This window comes from Streptomyces sp. NPDC094147, from assembly GCF_044764265.1.
In the GTDB taxonomy this organism is placed as follows: domain Bacteria; phylum Actinomycetota; class Actinomycetes; order Streptomycetales; family Streptomycetaceae; genus Streptomyces.
In genome coordinates this window covers 1-16852 of sequence record NZ_JBIWHT010000014.1, presented here as the reverse complement: position 1 = coordinate 16852, position 16852 = coordinate 1, and the positions used below count along the sequence as shown (strand labels likewise).

Below are 16852 nucleotides of genomic sequence, written 5' to 3'. Positions count from 1 at the left end.
CTTAACTGTCACCGGACGCAGTTGAGTTGGCTGGAATATGCCGCCCGACGGGCGCCCCTTGCCAAGGAGGGGCGCCCGTGGTGCAGAGGAGTGGCCGTGGTGCTGAGGGTGTCCGGCGGATCAGGCCCCGACGGGGAAGTCGCCCGCCAGGGCGGCGGCCACCCGCAGATACGGTGCCGCGTCCGCCGGGCGGCCCTGGCGCTCCAGGGTGCGGCCCAGCATGAGCACGGCGTACTGCTCGACGGGGTCGCGTTCGAGCACGGCACGCAACTGCGTCTCGGCCTTCTTCAGCCGGGCCGAGTGGTAGTAGGCGCGCGCGAGCAGCAGGCGCGGGGCCACCTGCTCGGGCGTCTCGGCGACGAGGCCGGTCAGGATGCCCGCCGCCGTGACGTACTCCTTCGCCTCGAAGAACTGCCGGGCGCGCTCCCAGCGTTCGGAGGGCGTCCCGAACTCGTAGTAGCTGTCGGTCACTTCACTGCGTACGGCGGTCATGGGTGCTTCCTGTCCGGGGGCCCCGCTCGGGGGCCGTGCACCCCGCTCAACGCAATGATGTGGTTGAACATTCCACTAGTGCGTCGGGCCGTCCCGGCTACTGGCCGACCGGCTGCTCCGCCGGTGTGTCCTTGTGGCCGGCCGCCAGGTAGCCGACCAGCGCGACGATCGGCACGATGAGCGCCAGGGTGACAGGTCCGGTGCCCCAGCCGAGGCCGGACCGGCTCGTGGGCACGCCCATCCAGTCGGCGAAGGAGGCGCCCAGCGGTCGGGTCAGGATGTACGCCCACCAGAAGGCGGCCACCGCGTTCAGTCCGAGGAAGCGGCCGGACAGGGCGGGCACCGCGATGAAGGCGGCGAAGAGGAAGCCCGACGAGAGGTATCCCAGCTTCAGCGTGCCCGCAGTGAGGTCGCCGACCGCGGTGCCCAGGGCGAAGGTGGCCAGGACGGTGGCCCAGTAGAAGGTCTCGCGGCGGCGGGTGCGGATGCTGTGGATCGACAGCGTGCCCTCGCTGACGTACCAGGCGATCAGGATGGCGGTCAGTGCCACCGTGAAGGCCACCGTCGAGACCATGTAGGGGATGCCCGCGACGACGTGCACGACATCGGCGGCCATGGTGCCGAACACGCTGACCATGACGATCGCCGACCAGTAGGTCCAGGGCCGGTACCGGTCGCTGCGGAACTGCAGCACCAGCGCGACCACCAGGCCCACGAGCCCGAGGCCTCCCGCGGGGATCGGGCCGAGCGTGCGGGCCAGGTAGTCCGACGCGGTCTCGCCCATGCCGGTGGTCAGCACCTTGACGATCCAGAACAGGGCCGTGACCTGGGGCACCTTGCTCCAACCGGAGCCGCTCCGATGCGCGGCCGCCCGGTGGCGCCGCTCCGGTTCCGGCCTGGTCATGGCCTCGCTGATCGGCTGACCCATGGTCGCTCCTGCCCTCCCGGCGCGCCGCGCCAGAGCCTCAACTGCCCCTGATCCGGGCATGGTTGGGCTGATTGGTCCGATTCGGTGGTGATCCCCACCCAGTCAATGTCTACGTGACTGTAGACGATCGCGCTGTGGGGGGCGGGAGAGGGGCGGCGGACCGCTCGGGAGCTCCCGGGCGCCGAAGCGGAATCATGCGGTCCGCGCGGGCGGCCCCATCTGTGATCGACTGGGAACTTGCCCTGGTGGGGCCCCACTTGGAGGATGTGCGAGCATCCTGTTCCTGGTCTCGGGAACCTTCCTGGGCAGGAGCATGTCATGGGAGGGGGAAGGTGTTGTTCTCGCGGGGGAGGCGGCTGTGACGTCAGAGGCGGGCCAGGAGGGAAGCGTGCCGGAGGGCGAGGGGAAGGGCTTCGACCTGACGGGCAGCGGGGCCGTGCCGCTGGCGGCGGACGACCCCCGGCAGATCGGTTCGTTCCCGCTCGTCGGCAGGCTCGGTTCCGGCGGGATGGGCCGGGTCTACCTCGGCGTCGCGTCGGGGCGTTTCACCGCGGTCAAGCAGGTCCTGCCGATGCTGGCCGAAGACCAGGACTTCCTGCGTCATTTCGGGCACGAACTCGACAACCTCGCCCGACTGCCCACCGGCGTGAGCGCCGCCCTGCTTGCCACCGACCGCACCGCCAAGCCGCCGTGGTTCGCCACCGAGTACATCCCCGGACTCACCCTGGACGCGGCAGTGGACCTGCACGGCGGCTCACTGCCGCCCGAGGCGCTCTGGCTGCTGCTGCGGGACATGGCCTCCTGCCTGGGCGCGGTGAACGCGCGCGAGATCGTGCACCGGGACCTCAAGCCCTCCAACGTGATGCTCACCCTCGACGGCCTCACCGTGATCGACTTCGGGATCGCGCGGGCCGCGGACCAGAGCCGACTGACCCAGACCGGCATGGTCATCGGCACGCTCGCGTACATGGCGCCCGAACAGGCCGCGGGCACCCTGCGCCTGACCGGCGCCTCTGACGTCTTCTCGCTCGGCTGCCTGCTCGTCTACGCGGCGACCGGACGCCCGCCCTTCGGCGAGGGCGCCGGGCACGCCCAGCTCTACCGCATCGTGCACGAGGAACCCGACCTCGGCCCGGTGCGCGAGGTCGACGCGGAGCTGGCCGCCGTCGTCGAGTCCTGCCTCGCCAAGGACCCGGCGGCCCGGCCGTCGGCGGCCGAACTGCTCGACCTCGCCCGCGACCACGTGGCGCCCGGGGCCGTGGCGTGGCCGCAGTCCGTCAGGGACCGGCTGTCCGAACGGGCCGCCTTCGCCGCGAAGGTTCCCGAGGCCGGCGAGGTCAGCGAGTCGACCCTGAGGCTGCGGCCGCGTACCGAGCCGGAAGCAGAGCTTCCGCTGGTCGCGCCCGTCGCCAAGAAGCCCCGCGAACGCCGCACCCGCGTGCTGGTCACCGTCATCCCCGCCGCCGTGCTGGTCACCGGGACGGTCATCGGCGTCAACCTCCTGCCGTACGACTCTTCCCCGCGCGGCGCGGCGCCGCCCGCCGCCGCTTCGTCGGCCGGGTCGCCGTCCGCGGGACACCCGGGTCCCAGTGCTTCGGCGCAGCCGCAGCAGTCGGGCGCACCGAGTCCCGGCCAGAGCGCCCCGCCGGCTTCCCCGGGCGCCTCGGGTCCGGCCGCGCCGCCCCCGGGGGCCGATCCGCACCAGGGCGGCCCGGCCGCCACCGGCGGCGCCACCGGCGCGGGCGGAGCCTCCGGCGGCTCGTCCGGCGGGTCCTCGGGCGGAAAGCCGGGAGGCGGGACCCAGGGCAACCAGCCGCCCCCGGCCGACCCACCCCCGCAGTCCGGGTCCACGATCGGCTCGCCGGGCACCTACCGTGTGAAGAACGTCTCCAACAGCCAGTGCCTGAGCAGCGGTGGCACCGGCGCGTCGTACGGGCCCTGCTCCTCCAGCGCGTCCTACGCGTGGACCTTCTCCCCGGCGTCCGACGGCAGCTTCGAGCTGATCAGCAAGGCCACCGGTTACTGCCTCGTCGGCGGCAGCGACTTCGGCGGAGCCGGCGGCGGCTTCACCGGCTACGCAACTGCCTTCCCCTGTGGGCAGTCCGGCGGCCAGCACTGGCGCATCGGCTCCCGTGCCTCGTCCGGCAGCACCATCAGGAACACGTCCAGTGGGGAGTGTCTCGAAGTCGGCAGCAACGGGGCGATGGTGACACCTTGTGACGCCAGTCAGCACGCCCAGCTGTGGAACAACGACTAGACAGGGGAGCGGCGTCCGCAGCCCGCCCGGCACGGGCGCCGGAGGTACCTGACTACACCTGTGTAGACGCCTTAGTCCTCATTGATTAAGGTATGCCTTCGCTAACTGAGGCGAGGCACGCCTTTGCAGGGCTGGGGAGAACGGCATGTTGGACGACGCGTTTCCGAGCTTTTTGATCGGTTTGAGGGAGGGGCTTGAGGCAGGGCTGATCGTCTCGATCCTGGTCGCGACACTCGTACGGGCCGGGGCCAAGTCCCGCCTGCCGCAGGTATGGACCGGGGTGCTCGCGGCGGTCGCGCTCGCCATGAGTTTCGGGGCGGTGCTCACCTTCACCGCCGCGAGCATGTCCGCGACCGCCCAGGAGGCGTTCGGCGGCACGCTCAGCGTGATCGCCGTGGCGTTCGTCACGGCGATGGTGTTCTGGATGCGCCGCTCCGCGCGCAGCCTCTCCGGCGAGATCAAGGAGAAGGTCACCGGGGCGCTCGCCATGGGCGCGGGCATGCTGGTGGTCACCTCGTTCCTCGCGGTGGGCCGAGAGGGCCTGGAGACCGCCCTGTTCCTGTGGACCACGGCGCGGGCGGCCGGCGAATCCGCGGGCCCGATGATCGGCGCCGGAATCGGCATCGTCATCGCCTCGGGCCTGTGCTGGGGCCTCTACCGCCGCGTCCTGAAGATCAACCTGACGAAGTTCTTCACCGCCACCGGCGCCGTCCTCATCGTCATCGCGGCCGGCGTGCTCGGCTACGGACTGCGGGACCTCCAGGAAGGCGGGGTGCTGCCCGGCAAGTCCGCGTACGCCGTCGACCTGAGCCAGAGCATCGACCCCGGCGCCTGGTACAGCACCCTCGTCCAGGGCGTGTTCAACCTGACGCCGACGATGACCTGGCTCCAGGTCATCGCGTACATCGGCTATCTCGCCGTGGTCATGACGCTGTTCGTGCGGGGCGTGCGCTCCTCCGCCGACGCCAAGCCCGCCCCGGAGGCGAAGCCCGCCGAGGAGGCGCCGGTCCGTACCCGCAAGCGGCCCGCCTGGGTGGTCCCGGTGGCCGTCGTCGCGGTCCCGGCCGCCGTCGCCGGAGGCGTCGTGGCCTTCGGCAAGTCCAAGCCCGCCGACGCCCAGACCATCGCCGTCTCCGAGAAGGAGTGCGGCAAGGGATTCGCCGCGCCCAAGCCCGGCCGGCAGACCTTCCAGATGCACAACACGGGCGACAAGGCCTCCGAGGTCTACCTCATCGACCCGGCGAGCAACGCGGTGTACGGCGAGATCGAGGGCCTGGCCCCCGGCACCACCCGCGACCTGGTCGCCACCGTCGCGGGCGGCTCCTACGCCTGGCGCTGCGTGCCCACCGGCGGCAAGGCCGTCACCTCCGTACCCGTACGCGTCAGCGGCGGCGGCGCCGCCAAGGCCGTCGTGCCCGTCTCCGAGGCCGACCTCGCCGCACCGCTCACCTCGTACAAGCAGTACGTCGGCCAGGGCCTGACCACCCTCGTCGCGCAGACCAAGCAGCTGAGCGACGACATCGCGGGCGGCAACCTCGACGCCGCGCGCACCGACTGGCTCACCGCGCACCGCACCTACTCCTCGCTCGGCGCCGCCTACGGCACCTTCCAGGACTTCGACAAGAAGATCAACGGGCGCCCCGCCGGGCTGCCGGACGGCGTGAACGACAAGGACTTCAGCGGCTTCCACCGGATCGAGTACGGCCTGTGGCACGGCCAGTCGGCGAGCGATCTCACCGCGCCCGCCGCCCACCTCGCCGAGGACACCGCCGGTCTCCAGAAGGCGTTCCCCACCCAGGACTTCGACCCGGCCGACCTGCCGCTGCGTACCCACGAGATCCTGGAGAACACCCTCCAGTTCGAGCTGACCGGCGACGCCGACCAGGGCAGCGGGACCAGCCTCGCCACCGCGGACGCCAACCTCGCCGGAACCCGTGAACTCCTCGGCGTGCTGCGGCCGTTGCTCGCCACCCGCGACGCCCAGCTGCTCCCCAGGGTCGACGGCGACATCGACCGGGTGCAGAAGCTGCTCGACGCCGCGCACCACGACCAGAGCTGGACGCCGGTCGACAAGCTGGACCCGGCCGCCCGCACCCGGCTGAACGGCGCGACCGGGCAGCTGCTCGAAGACCTGTCCCCGGTGCCGGACCTCCTGGAGATCCGGAAGTCCGCCTGATGAACGACGCACGATCTGCCGCACGCCCCGAAGGGAACCCCGACATGCCCGCCGAAACCCCTGCCCCGCAAGGCGGCTGCCCCGCCGGACGGCGCTCGTTCGTCAAGTCGGCCCTGGGCGCGGGAGCGGCCGGGGCGGTCCTGGCCGGCGGGGGATTCGCGCTGAGCCAGGCCCGTCCCACCGAGGCGCACGCGGCGGGTACCGCCGACTCGGGGAAGGTGCCCTTCCACGGCGCCCACCAGGCCGGCATCCTCACCCCGCAGCCCGCGGCCGCCGCCTTCGTCTCCCTCGACGTCATCGCTCAGGGCCGCAAGGACCTCGCCGACCTGCTGCGGACCATCACCGAACGGGCCCGCTTCCTGACCGCGGGCGGCGCCCCCGACGACCTCGGAGTCGGCGCCCCGCCGTCCGACAACGGCATCCTGGGTCCGGTGGTCCCCGCCGACGAGCTGACCATCACGGTCGGCGTCGGCGCCTCGCTCTTCGACGACCGGTACGGACTCGCCAAGGCCAAGCCGCTGCGCCTCACGCCCATGCGGACCTTCCCCAACGACAATCTGAAGGCCGCCGAATGCCACGGCGACCTCTCGCTGCAGATCTGCGGCGCACGCCAGGACGTGGTGCTGCACGCGCTGCGCGACATAGCCCGGCACACCCGCGGTGCCATGCAGATCAAGTGGCGCATCGACGGCTTCCAGAACGCGCCCCGCCCCTCCGGCGCCCAGCGCAACCTGCTCGGCTTCAAGGACGGCATCGTCAACCCGGACGTGAAGTCCGCGCGCGAGACCGACCGGCTGATCTGGGTCGGCGACTCGCTCGGCGAGCCGTCCTGGGCGGTCGGCGGCAGTTACCAGGTCATCCGGATCATCCGGATGCTGGTCGAGTTCTGGGACCGGGTCTCGCTCACCGAGCAGGAGAAGATGTTCGGCCGCCGCAAGGACACCGGCGCCCCGCTGGACGGCGCGGCCGAGACCGACAGCCCGAACTACGCCAAGGACCCGCACGGCAACGCGATCCCGATGACCGCGCACATCCGCCTCGCCAACCCCAGGACCGCGGAGACCGACAACTCCCGCATCCTGCGCCGCGGTTACAACTACGACCGGGGCATCGACAACGTCGGCAACCTCGACATGGGCCTGGCCTTCTGCAGCTACCAGCAGGACGTCAAGCGGCAGTTCGAGGCGACCCAGGAGCGGCTCATCGACGAACCGCTCGTCGACTACATCTCCCCGACCGGCGGCGGCTACTTCTTCGCGCTGCCGGGCGTCAAGGACTCCTCCGACTGGCTGGGCCGGGGCCTGCTCGCGACCTGAGCGGCCCCCGCCGACAGGGCGGGTCCGACGAGTCCGGCCGGGACCCGTCGGACCCGCCCTAGTGTTCGTGGTGGTGATGGGCCCGGTCGGCCGCCGTGTGCAGGTGTCCGGGCGAGGCCGTGTCGAGGAGCTGGTCCATGTCGTTGGCGGACAGCGCCAGACTGACGCAGCAGATCACCATCAGGAGCGCGTGCGCCGCGACCAGATCGCGGCGGAACGGCGGCGGCGGAGCGAGCAGCGCCCGTACGCGCTGCGGCACCGGGCCGCCGGTCGCCGCGAGCGAGTGCCGCGGGGCCCGCTTGGCCGCCAGCGCCGCACGGGCGACCGCCCGCGCCACCAGGGGCCGGTCGCCCACCAGGGTGCCGGCCTCTTCGTCGGCCCAGCGCTCCACCGCGAAACTCCCCGCCCGCGCGACGGGCCGCAGCAGCGGGTCGAGCGCCGACGCAAGGCGCAGCACCAGCAGGAACACATGGTGGCGGTGGCGCAGATGGGCCCGCTCGTGGGCGAGCAGCGCGGTGCGCTCGTCGGCGGACAGCGCCCGCAGCATCCCGGACGAGACGACGACGCGGCCGGGCGACCCGGGCAGCGCGAACGCCTGCGGCACCGGATCGTCAACCACCGCCAGATCACTGCCAGTTGGCAGGGCGCGGCTCTCGCGGCGGGCCGCCAGCCAGATCGCCGTCTGCCGCCAGGCGCTGACCGCGAGCGCGCCCACGCCCCCGGCGAGGGCGAGCGCGCAGACGGCGGCGACCAAGGAGTTGACCGGGGCCTGCGCGGCCAGCACGCCCGGCGACCACTCGCCTTCCGCGGCCACGACCGGGATCTGCCCGATGAGGGTGAAGGCCGTCATGCCCAGCGCGGTCGCCGTGCCGAGGGCCGCGACGAGCGAGGCGACCGTCAAGAGCCAGGCCGCCATGCGCGGCGGCAGCCGACCGCCGGCCCAGGGCGCCGCCAGGGCGAGCACCACGCTGACCGCGAGCGGAGTGAAGAGGGCGACGAGCACCGCTCAGCCCTCCTTGTGCCCGCGCAGCAGCTGCTCAAGGATCTCTTCGTCCTCGGTGCCGAGTTCGGAGACGAACCGCGCGAGCACCGCGGCCCGGTCGCCGCCCCTCTCCAGCAGGGCCCGCATCCCCGCCGCGGCATGCCCCGCCTCGTCCCGTACGGGGGAGTAGAGGTAGCCGCGTCCGGCGCGCTGCCGGGTGACCAGGCCCTTGTCGTGCAGCCGGGACAGAATGGTCAGGACCGTCGTGTACGCGGGGGCGCCGGCCACCTGCTCGCGGACGCTGCCGGCCGCGGCGGGCGCTCCGGCCGCCCAGAGCGCGGCGAGCACCTCGTTCTCCAGCTCGCCGGGCGCCCGCCGCCCGGCCGTCCCGGCGCCGTCGTCCGTCACGCTCGTACTCCTTCGTCAACCTGTCCGCCCGATGACCACCGGGCGGACCCCAAGCTACTACGCGGCGTAGAGCCGGTCGCAGCCGTGGTCGCGCAGCGGTCCGGTCCGCCAGCCGTTGTCGCGCCAGGTGTCCAGGAGGGTGGGCAGCGCGGCCAGTGTGGTGCGCCACGAGCCGGTGGCGGAGGTGCAGTCGGAGTCGTGCAGCAGCACCGTGCCGCCGCCGCGCAGCGAGCCCATCACCGTGTCGTGCACCGAGCGGGGCGTGGCCCGGCCGCGCCAGTCCTCGCCCCAGGCCGTCCAGAGCACGGGCGTCAGCCCGAGGTCCCGGCAGGCCAGATGGGCACCCGTGCTCATCACCCCGTACGGCGGCCGGAAGAGGCGCGGCCGCTCACCGGTGACGTCGCCGATCAGGTCGCGGGCCCGCGCGAGGTCGTCACGGGTGGTGCGCGGGCCGCGCAGGACCAGCGGGCGGTGCGCCCAGCCGTGCACGCCGATCTCGTGCCCGGCGGCGGCCATCTCCTTGGCGAGCCCCGGCGAGCGGACGAGCATCGAGCCGAGCAGGAAGAACGTCGCCCGCACCCCTTCGCGGTCCAGCAGGCGCAGGAAGTGCGGGGTGGAGAGGTGGTCGGGCCCGTCGTCGAAGGTCAGCGCGATGTGGTCGGGGTCGCCCTGCCCCGAGAGCCGGGGCATCGTGCGGTTGCGCAGCGGGCCGAAGGTGGACACGGCCGGAGCCGCGTACGCGGCGGCGAGGGCGGGCAGCGCCCCGGTGGCGGCGAGCAGAGCGGCCCTGGTGGTACGGGAGCTCACAGTTCGTACCTCTCGAAGAGATTGTGGGCGAGCGTGGAGAGCCGCCCGGGGTCGGACCCGTAGGCATGGGCGAGCGGCGCGCCGATCCCGAACGAGACGGTGGCGGCCAGCGCGACCGCCGCCAACGCCGGCCTGGGCCGGGCCCGGCGGGGGCGTTTCGCCGCAACCGGAGGCGGGACGGTCGCTCCGGTGATGGCGGCGACGGGACCGGTACCCGAGGAGAACAGGGCGAGACCGGCGGACCGCTGGCGCTCCCCGAGCGGTCCCTTGACGAGATCGGAGAGCACGGAGGTGAGGTCCTCCGGTTCCTGTATCCAGGCGGCGAGTCCCGCCTCGTCCAGGGCGGCCGCGTTGGTCTGCCCGTGGCCCGGTATGCACCGGTAGCTGGCGACGGGCAGACCGCTGGCGAAGGCCTCGATCGAGGTGAGCCCGCCGGCGTTCTGGACGAGGACGTCGCAGGCGCGCATCAGCAGCGGCATGTCCCGCACCCACTCGTGCACGTACCGGAACCCGTCGGCGCGCAACTGCTCGGCCAGCGCCGCGTTGCGTCCGCACACGATGACCGGTTCGGCGGCCGCGCTGTCCCGTATCTCCGCGGCGGACTCCCGCACCGGGCCGACCCCCCAGGACCCGGCGACCAGCAGCGCGAGCGCGGCATCGTGGGGGAGGCCGAACTCGTCGCGGGCGGACCGGCGTTCGGCCTCACCGGCCGCGGTGAACCGGGTTCCCGTCACCGGGCCGGTCACCATCACGCGGGCCGCGCCGAGGGCGGCCGCCTGCGCCGCCGGAATGGCATGGGCCGCGAGGTGCGCGTCGATGCCCTGGGCCACCCAGAGCGGGTGTACGGAGAAGTCGGTGAGGTAGGTGAGCGCGGGGATGCCCAGTCGCCCGCTGCGCCGCAGCGCGCCGAGCACCTGGCTCGCGCCCGGATAGGTGGACACGACCGCTTGCGCGTGCGGCCCGATCGCCCGGAGCGTGCGGCGCTCGGCGCTGCGGAACAGGGCGCGGATCACGGGACCGGGGGCGCCGGAGCGTTCGGTGGCGGCGTAGATCCGCTGATAGCCGGAGGGCGCGGTGGTCAGGAGCCGGTGATACGTACCGGACAGGACCCGGCCGAGCCGGGCTGGCAGCAGATCGAGGAAGTCGTGCCGGTCCACCACGAACCCGGCCGCTTCCAACTGCACTGCGAGGGCGTCGGCGGCACCGTCGTGCCCAGCCCCCACACTGGCGGACACAATGGTGATGCGTCCGGTGCGGGGCGGGTCGGTGGGCCGGACGTGATCCGGGATGTTGCGACGGGGCACAGCCGATCAGCCTCCTGAAGAGCACGTGAAGCAGCGCCACCCTGAGCAGCCGTAACGACCGGCCCGGCGGGGGCTGCCACGGGAATCTACTACATGATGTAGAACGTCGGGGGGTGGGGTGCCGAAGGGGCGGCGGCGGGTTGCTCGGGCGAAGGCGCCGACAACCGACGCACCCGGGGCGCGGGCCGCTGGGCCCACCGGAAACACAGCCCAACCGGCCCCCGGCGCCGCCCATCTGACCTGCCGAAAGCCGAGCGCCGACCGGACCTCGCGGGCTTGTGCGTGGATCCTGGGGCTCGGTGCCCCGAGAGGGATAGGTTGACCGCATGAGCAATCTCGATCGCCAGCCCGCGCTCTCCGTCTGCGGCGGACGTGGTTTGTAGACCTCGCGTGCCGGTGCTCTGACCAGGTGATACATGAGGATTGGCCTCTCGGACAGGTGTCCGGGAGGCAATTTTCGTGAGCCGGGGGACAAGCGGGGGACAGTAGGGATTGAGGAGTTCATGGCCCTGGGTGTAGGGCGAGCTGGCCTGCCGATTGGTGGGCGGTTCGAGGACAGGTGTGACTTCCTGTGCCTCACCCTTGGTGCCAGATCGCTTGAGCATCTCGCTCCTTGATGGGCAGTGAGGACTCATTTGTCCTGCTCAAGTGAGGGGCGCCTCTGTCATTGAGATCGACAGAGGCGGAAACGTGACCACCGCTTCCTGTTCGCGAGCCGGAAGAATCACCGAATCACGGGGGAGTCCGGACTCCCCTGTGGGGCGGACGCCCGAGTGAGTAGCTGAGTCGCGTCGGACGGGTTGTGTGGTTGTTTTCGTAGAGCAGAGTCTCGGAAGGTCGTTTAGGTCGACGGAGCCCCGCTGATGGTCCCTTGGCACGTTCTTAGGCGAGGAGCGTCATGCGTTGGGTGGCAGTGTCCCAGGTGGATTCGCAGTGGAGGCGGTTTTAGCCGTGGTTGCCAAGCCGAGTGCGAGGAATCCATTTTCTACCCCCCGCGAACCGACACTATGGATCTGACCTGCAAGAGTGTGCAATAGCAGCACTGGAGCCCAGTCCTCGTAAGTGTTCTGCGATTTCTTCATCGGATGGGTCATGGGTGGCCGGTTCGGTTACCTGACACTCTTGCAAGTCAAGATGTCGGCGGTTCGAAACCGTCCACGCCCACCGTGCCTGACCAGGTATGAAGCAGTTGAAAGGTCCCTCCGGTCCCGGTCCGGAGCGACCTTTTCATGCCGCAGGGGGCGGCGTGAAATCTCGGCATTCCAGGGGGACGCATGCCGGGGAAACAACCTCAAGGTGACCGGCATTTCAGGGCCGCCAGGGTCACCAAGCTCCTGGGGCAGGGGAGGGCGGCGGAGCTGGGCGATGTCCAAAGGTGCTAGTGAGTGTCCCCGCGCGCGAAGCGATGAGCACCACTCAGGGTTCGCGGATCGCCAAGAAAGCGATGCCGGTGACCGTCTCTACGGCAGGAGTCGAGGTCCGGCTTTCACTGAGAAGGGTGGCATGTCGCTGGCGCGGTCGCAGCGTGGAGATGGAAGTGGACAATGGGAACAGCGCCGACACGACGCTCTCGCGGCGTACTCGCTTCCAGCTGAAGTGTCCGAGGAGCAGACATGCGGCGGCAGAAGATCAAGTCAGCAGTTTTCATCGGCGCAGTTGCGGCCATGGTCGCAACTGTCGGGCCAGCCGCCGCCAAGGGGCAACTTGGGGGGTCCAATACCGTCGTAGTTGATTGTTCAGGGCACTCTCAGGTCCGGCCCGGCAGCTATTTGATCGCCTGTGGTGACGGCAACAACGGCCTTGTCTCCCTGCGCTGGACGCAGTGGGGACCGACATCGGCCGTAGCCCAGGGCTTGGACAGGGTGAACGATTGCGTCCCCTACTGTGCCGTCGGCCGCTTCCACTCGTACCCCGTGACAGTCCGTCTCGACACTGCCCGCCCCAGGCCAGGTCAGCAAGGCCAGTCGCACTACACCGTTCTGCACTTGCACTACACGGCCGATACCCCGCCCCACACGCCTCGCGACACGACGTACTCGATCTCGGGCGTCTGAGACCAGTTGATGCGGAGTCGGGCGGACACGGTGACTGGTAGATCGGTTTTCGTGGTCAATCCGGCGATTGGTGCAGCGTTGTTTTTGAGCCAATCTCTGGTCGCTTTGGAGTAGAGATTGATGAGCTCTTGCCTGGAGATGTCCGTGTTTGCGGCGCGGTCTTGGTGGAGGAGCAGGGCGCTGCCGGCGTGGGTGGCGCCGAGGGGGCTTCAGGGCTGAAGCAGAGGACGTTGGGGCGGCCGAGGATGATGAAGGTCTCGCCGCTGCTGAGCTGCTTGGCGGGGTTTTCGCGGACCGTTGTGGCCCGGTGCGCCAGTTGTCGGCCGGAGGTGGAGCTCGCGTGGGCTTGCCCGAGGTGTTCGCCCTGTCGGGGTGCGCGTTACTGATCTCGGCGCGTCAGGGTTCTGTTTGTTGAACGTCCTGATGGTGGTGGGGTGTTGACGGTAGACGGTGGTGTGTGAGATATGCGGACGGGGGCGGTTGACGGCGGTGGCTCGGCAGCGCCGGGAGGCGGTGCGGATGCAAGCGGCGGAGTTGTTCGCTCAGCAGGTTAAGCCGTCTGAGGTCGCCCGGCGGCTGCGGGTGAGTGTGAAGTCGGTTTACCAGTGGCAGGAGTTGTGGCGTCAGGGTGGATCCGCGGCGCTCGTTTCGCGGGGGCTGGTGCCGGTTGTCCGCGCGCTGCTCGCCGGCTGTCTCGCGCAGGGTCCGGGCGCGCACGCCTGGGTGGAGGACCAGGTGTGGACGGTGGCGCGGGTGGCGACGCTGATCGGGAGGAAGTTCCATGTCCCCTACAGCGTTTCGGTCGCCACCAGGCTGATGCGCTGGCTCGGTTTCAAGCCGCAGATGCCCGCCCGCAGGGTGGCCGAGCGCGACGGGCAGGCGGTGGCGGTGCGGAAGGGGGCGACCTGGGCGGAAGCAAAAGAGCCCGGGCGGCCTGCGGGGGATGGATCTGCTTCGAGGACGAGGCAGGCTTCACCCGCCGGCCGCCCAAAGGACGCACCTGAGGCCGGCGTGGTGTCCCTCCGGTCGTGACGGTCAGCGGCCGCCGGTCCGGGCGTCTGTCGGTGGCCGGGCCGATCGCCATGAGGCCCGGGTTCCGTACCCGCCTGTGTCACCGCCTGCTCGCCCGCCCTGGGGGAGAGGGCCGGTGCCGCAGCATGAGTGAGCGCGACTACATCGCGCTCCTGGACGGCGTCCACCAGCTGGTCTAGGCGCCCGTCGTGTTGGTGTGGGACCGGCTCAACACACCCATGTCTCCTACCAGATGCGCGAGTTGGTCGCCGAGCGCGACTGGCTGACGGTGTTCCTGCTGCCCGCTTACTCGCCCGACCTGAACCCAGTGGAGTGAGTGTGGGCGCGCGTCAAATGCGGTCTCGACACACCAATATCGCTCTAACGAGCCGAGATCAGTAACGCGGTGGAGTGCGGGCGTTGGGCGGCCGTTAGTAATACGTTGGTGGCGTGTGAAACCGTCCCCACGCAGGGGGTGTTGCTCGCCGGAGGCCCGTGCGGCCGGCGGACGGGCAACGGCATCCCGGACCCTGCCTCCACTCCCCTGAAGGGCGCGCATGCACGCCAACGAGCAAACCCCCACTGCCAACGGCAAGGGGCAGCAGCCCCGTCTCGCACCTGCCAGGACGCAGGCTCCGGGCCGCGGCGTGCCCGCTGGGCTTCTTACTCTCCAAGCCGTGGCGGGCAACGCGGCCGTCGTGCAGATGCTCCGTCAGGCGGGCCATCGTTGGACGCCGGAGCAGACGGGGGAACTCCGGTCGGAGTCCCCACGGATACGGCAGCTTCAGCGCATGCCGGATGCCGCTCTGCAACGGGTGCCCGACGAGGAGCCAGCCGAGCCCGTCGAAGCCCTGGCCCCTGCCGATCAGAGGGAAGCCGCGATGCCCCCCACGGCCAACGGGGCCCCGGTGCCGGGCGAGCCCCAGTACCTTCTTCAGATCCAGGTCAGTAAATCCAGCAGGACGCATCGAGCCGAATTCTCAGCGGGGAGTTTCGGACATGCCTGGGTCGCGCTGTACAAAAAGGAGCCGGGCCGCAAAGCACACTGCACTACGTACGGGTTCTTCCCGGCTGAGAGAATGAACGCGGCCGGCGCTCTCAGAACCGTACCGGGTGTCGTGAAAACGGACTACGACCAGCCGGTCAACGCGACCGCCAAGCTGGATCCCATCGGTCTCACCGAAGGGCAGGCTCAGAAGGTCAGGGCGTACGCGCGGGTCAACCGGGACTACAACTTGGCGACTTACAACTGCACCAGCTTTGCCCGCGGCCTGTACAAGGCCGCCACCGGGCTCGACGCCCCGGGCATGCGACTGCCGCTCCTGGAGAACCCGAACCTGCTCCAGGACTCCATCAAACAGTTCAACCAGGATCAGAAGGTCGCTAGGAAGGGGCCGCTCATCAAGGCGGCGGACGACAGTGACAGCGAGACGGAGTCGGAGCCGGACGAGATCTGGGAGAACCACCGAAAGGCCCCCGTGCCGGCTGCCGCCCCCGTAGCCGCCCCCGTACCTCAGGGCCCGCGTTTCGAGCTGGAGTGAGAGGGCCCGCCCCTGTGGGGGCCCTCGGGGGATATATGCCTGAACAGACCCTGGGCGGCCGTGCGCGCTGGTACGTCGACTTCACACTCACCCGCAGCCGCCGGGCGACCTCGGGCGGCTTGACCTGCTGAGCGAACAACTCCGCTGCTTGCATCCGTACCGACTCCCGAGAGCGTCGTCACTTGCGGTCTCCGCCGTTGAGGAGGTCGAGGAGGAAGGTGAGGTCGGCGGATGCGTGGGCGAAGAGCTCTGCCGAGGCTCGGGCGCCTGCGAGGGCTGCGTCGGGGTTATCGGTGTCGGTGGGGCCGTAGTTGCAGGTGACCTCGCCGACGCGGGCTCCGTCTGGCGCGCAGATCTCCAGGTCGGAGTGCTGGGCGTCGGGGTGCCCGTCGTGAACGAGGGCGCCGTCGTCGGTCCACACGGTGTGCCGGACGTGGAGGTGTGGAAGGGCGGCTGCTTCCAGGCGGGCGGTGATGGTGGCTATGCGGTCGGCGCGGTCGCGGTCTGCCTGGGTTCAGCGGGTGTGCTGGTCGCGGGTGGCGTACCAGTAGTGGCCGCGCTTGCCGTGGCCCGTGGTGGTGTCGAAGTCGGGGCCGAGAGCCTGCCGCCATTCGGTGGAGGGCAGGAGGATGATTTCGCCGTCTGCTCGGAGGGTGTCGATCAGGCGGGTGCACTGGGAGTGGTCGCCGCGCAGGTCGTAGACGGTGCGGTAGGTGGCGCGGTCGTATCCGGCGGTCCAGAAGATTTCCATGACGAGGTCGTATCGCTGGAGGGGACGGTCTGCGGTTTCTAGGGCTTTGAGGACGGTGGTTCGGTCGATGGTGATGGCCATGGGCTCGTTCCTGGTCGGGCGCTTCCGGCGATATAGTTATTCTACTAACCATGGAAGGAGTGTCAATCATGTTCATGCAGGTCAACATGGGTGTGGACTCGCGGGGGAGGCCCTTGTGGCGGGCCTCCCCAACAGGGCGCCGGGTTCAGGCTGCGTCCTGCTCCGCGTCGCCCACCGAAGCCTTGGCGGCTCGCTCCGCCTTCTGCGCATCGGCGGCCGCCAGGGTCTGTTCCTCGATCTCAGACAGCGCGTAGCCCTCGCCCTGGAGGAACCTCAGCCAGGCCGCGGTCATGGAGTCGATGCCGCCCCGCCAGGCCTGGTCGCCCATGGCCTGCTGCTCATAGGCGGCTGCCACCTGGGCGAGAAGGAGCTGCCAGCGCCGGGCTGCTGGGGTCTTGGCGATCAGCTCACCGAACGGGTTGCCGACCCGGTCCCACTTGCTGCGCCCCTCGTTCGGGTCGGGCACGCGGAGGAATGCCGCGATGAGATCGGTGCGGAAGGTGTCGACGAAGTGGCTGTACAGGTTTCTCTGAACTAGTCACGGGTGTTACCCAGGGCGCCTGCGCCAGAAGGGGTTCCGGAGGCTCGCTGGGACTGCGATCCTGGGTACGTGACAGATCCGAGCGATGTCTCACCGGGGCTCTGCAGTTACTGACCCTTTCGGGTTCATGTCGGGTGTGGCGTGAGGACCAGCCCGGTTTCGGTGAGGCAGCCGTCGATGAGTTCGGGGTGGTGCTGGATATG

16 protein-coding genes are annotated in these 16852 nt (G+C 70.4%); 7 read left to right on the top strand and 9 right to left on the bottom strand.

The window, feature by feature from the left end:
- Positions 1-120: 120 nt before the first annotated feature.
- Positions 121-492, bottom strand: coding sequence for a tetratricopeptide repeat protein (locus ACIQ8J_RS21085; protein WP_403275261.1), 372 nt, complete (start codon positions 490-492; stop codon positions 121-123).
- A 97-nt stretch (positions 493-589) separates the two neighbouring features.
- Positions 590-1420, bottom strand: coding sequence for a hypothetical protein (locus ACIQ8J_RS21080; protein ID WP_403275258.1), 831 nt, complete (start codon positions 1418-1420; stop codon positions 590-592).
- A gap of 358 nt (positions 1421-1778) precedes the next feature.
- On the opposite strand from ACIQ8J_RS21080, the gene ACIQ8J_RS21075 reads away from it, so the two are divergent.
- From ACIQ8J_RS21075 to efeB, 3 genes are all read left to right on the top strand, one after another.
- Positions 1779-3677, top strand: coding sequence for a protein kinase (locus ACIQ8J_RS21075; protein WP_403275256.1), 1899 nt, complete (start codon positions 1779-1781; stop codon positions 3675-3677).
- A 145-nt stretch (positions 3678-3822) separates the two neighbouring features.
- Entirely contained in the window at positions 3823-5853 is a 2031-nt protein-coding gene (gene efeU, locus ACIQ8J_RS21070) for an iron uptake transporter permease EfeU (RefSeq protein ID WP_403275254.1), read from the top strand.
- A gap of 44 nt (positions 5854-5897) precedes the next feature.
- Positions 5898-7169, top strand: coding sequence for an iron uptake transporter deferrochelatase/peroxidase subunit (efeB, locus tag ACIQ8J_RS21065; RefSeq protein ID WP_403275252.1), 1272 nt, complete (start codon positions 5898-5900; stop codon positions 7167-7169).
- Between the two features lie 58 nt (positions 7170-7227).
- Here efeB and ACIQ8J_RS21060 read toward each other — a convergent pair whose 3' ends face one another.
- The 4 genes from ACIQ8J_RS21060 to ACIQ8J_RS21045 are packed head-to-tail and all read right to left on the bottom strand — an operon-like array spanning position 7228 to position 10670.
- The gene (locus ACIQ8J_RS21060) at positions 7228-8172 is read right to left on the bottom strand and encodes a M48 family metalloprotease (protein WP_403275250.1); all 945 of its coding nucleotides are present in this window, start codon (positions 8170-8172) and stop codon (positions 7228-7230) included.
- A gap of 3 nt (positions 8173-8175) precedes the next feature.
- A complete protein-coding gene (locus tag ACIQ8J_RS21055; protein ID WP_403275248.1) occupies positions 8176-8559 on the bottom strand; it encodes a BlaI/MecI/CopY family transcriptional regulator in 384 nt (127 codons plus the stop codon).
- Positions 8560-8616: 57 nt separating this feature from the next.
- Positions 8617-9366 (bottom strand): polysaccharide deacetylase family protein, encoded by a 750-nt coding sequence (locus ACIQ8J_RS21050; protein WP_403275246.1) that lies wholly within the window; start codon positions 9364-9366, stop codon positions 8617-8619.
- Positions 9363-10670 carry a UDP-N-acetylglucosamine--N-acetylglucosamine transferase gene (locus ACIQ8J_RS21045; protein WP_403275244.1) on the bottom strand — a complete coding sequence of 436 codons (1308 nt, stop codon included), beginning with the start codon at positions 10668-10670 and terminating at the stop codon, positions 9363-9365. Before ACIQ8J_RS21045 ends, ACIQ8J_RS21050 begins: the two co-directional genes overlap by 4 nt.
- 2573 nt (positions 10671-13243) lie before the next feature.
- Between ACIQ8J_RS21045 and ACIQ8J_RS21040 the strand changes: the two genes are divergently transcribed.
- The 4 genes from ACIQ8J_RS21040 (at position 13244) to ACIQ8J_RS21025 (ending at position 15276) form a co-directional block, all read left to right on the top strand.
- Positions 13244-13756: a winged helix-turn-helix domain-containing protein gene (locus tag ACIQ8J_RS21040; protein WP_403275242.1), complete on the top strand. Its 513-nt coding sequence runs from the start codon at positions 13244-13246 to the stop codon at positions 13754-13756.
- A complete protein-coding gene (locus ACIQ8J_RS21035) occupies positions 13753-13935 on the top strand; it encodes a hypothetical protein (protein ID WP_403275240.1) in 183 nt (60 codons plus the stop codon). Before ACIQ8J_RS21040 ends, ACIQ8J_RS21035 begins: the two co-directional genes overlap by 4 nt.
- 17 nt (positions 13936-13952) lie before the next feature.
- Complete coding sequence (locus ACIQ8J_RS21030) at positions 13953-14072, top strand: transposase (RefSeq protein ID WP_403275238.1); 120 nt, start codon at positions 13953-13955, stop codon at positions 14070-14072.
- Between the two features lie 478 nt (positions 14073-14550).
- Positions 14551-15276, top strand: a complete 726-nt coding sequence (locus tag ACIQ8J_RS21025; protein WP_403275236.1) for a hypothetical protein — start codon at positions 14551-14553, stop codon at positions 15274-15276.
- A gap of 178 nt (positions 15277-15454) precedes the next feature.
- On the opposite strand, the gene ACIQ8J_RS21020 is transcribed toward ACIQ8J_RS21025, so the two are convergent.
- From ACIQ8J_RS21020 to ACIQ8J_RS21010, 3 genes are all read right to left on the bottom strand, one after another.
- Positions 15455-15697: a hypothetical protein gene (locus ACIQ8J_RS21020; RefSeq protein WP_403275234.1), complete on the bottom strand. Its 243-nt coding sequence runs from the start codon at positions 15695-15697 to the stop codon at positions 15455-15457.
- Positions 15698-15790: 93 nt separating this feature from the next.
- Entirely contained in the window at positions 15791-16108 is a 318-nt protein-coding gene (locus ACIQ8J_RS21015) for a hypothetical protein (protein WP_403275232.1), read from the bottom strand.
- A 145-nt stretch (positions 16109-16253) separates the two neighbouring features.
- A complete protein-coding gene (locus ACIQ8J_RS21010; RefSeq protein ID WP_403275230.1) occupies positions 16254-16574 on the bottom strand; it encodes a hypothetical protein in 321 nt (106 codons plus the stop codon).
- Positions 16575-16852 lie beyond the last annotated feature (278 nt).

Excerpts from the sequence above, each read along its gene's own strand:
- ACIQ8J_RS21085 (WP_403275261.1), bottom strand. The coding sequence starts at position 492 with ATGACCGCCGTACGCAGTGAAGTGACCGACAGCTACTACGAGTTCGGG.
- ACIQ8J_RS21080 (WP_403275258.1), bottom strand. The coding sequence starts at position 1,420 with ATGGGTCAGCCGATCAGCGAGGCCATGACCAGGCCGGAACCGGAGCGG.
- efeU (WP_403275254.1), top strand. The coding sequence starts at position 3,823 with ATGTTGGACGACGCGTTTCCGAGCTTTTTGATCGGTTTGAGGGAGGGG.
- efeB (WP_403275252.1), top strand. The coding sequence starts at position 5,898 with ATGCCCGCCGAAACCCCTGCCCCGCAAGGCGGCTGCCCCGCCGGACGG.
- ACIQ8J_RS21040 (WP_403275242.1), top strand. The coding sequence starts at position 13,244 with ATGCAAGCGGCGGAGTTGTTCGCTCAGCAGGTTAAGCCGTCTGAGGTC.
- ACIQ8J_RS21015 (WP_403275232.1), bottom strand. The coding sequence starts at position 16,108 with ATGGCCATCACCATCGACCGAACCACCGTCCTCAAAGCCCTAGAAACC.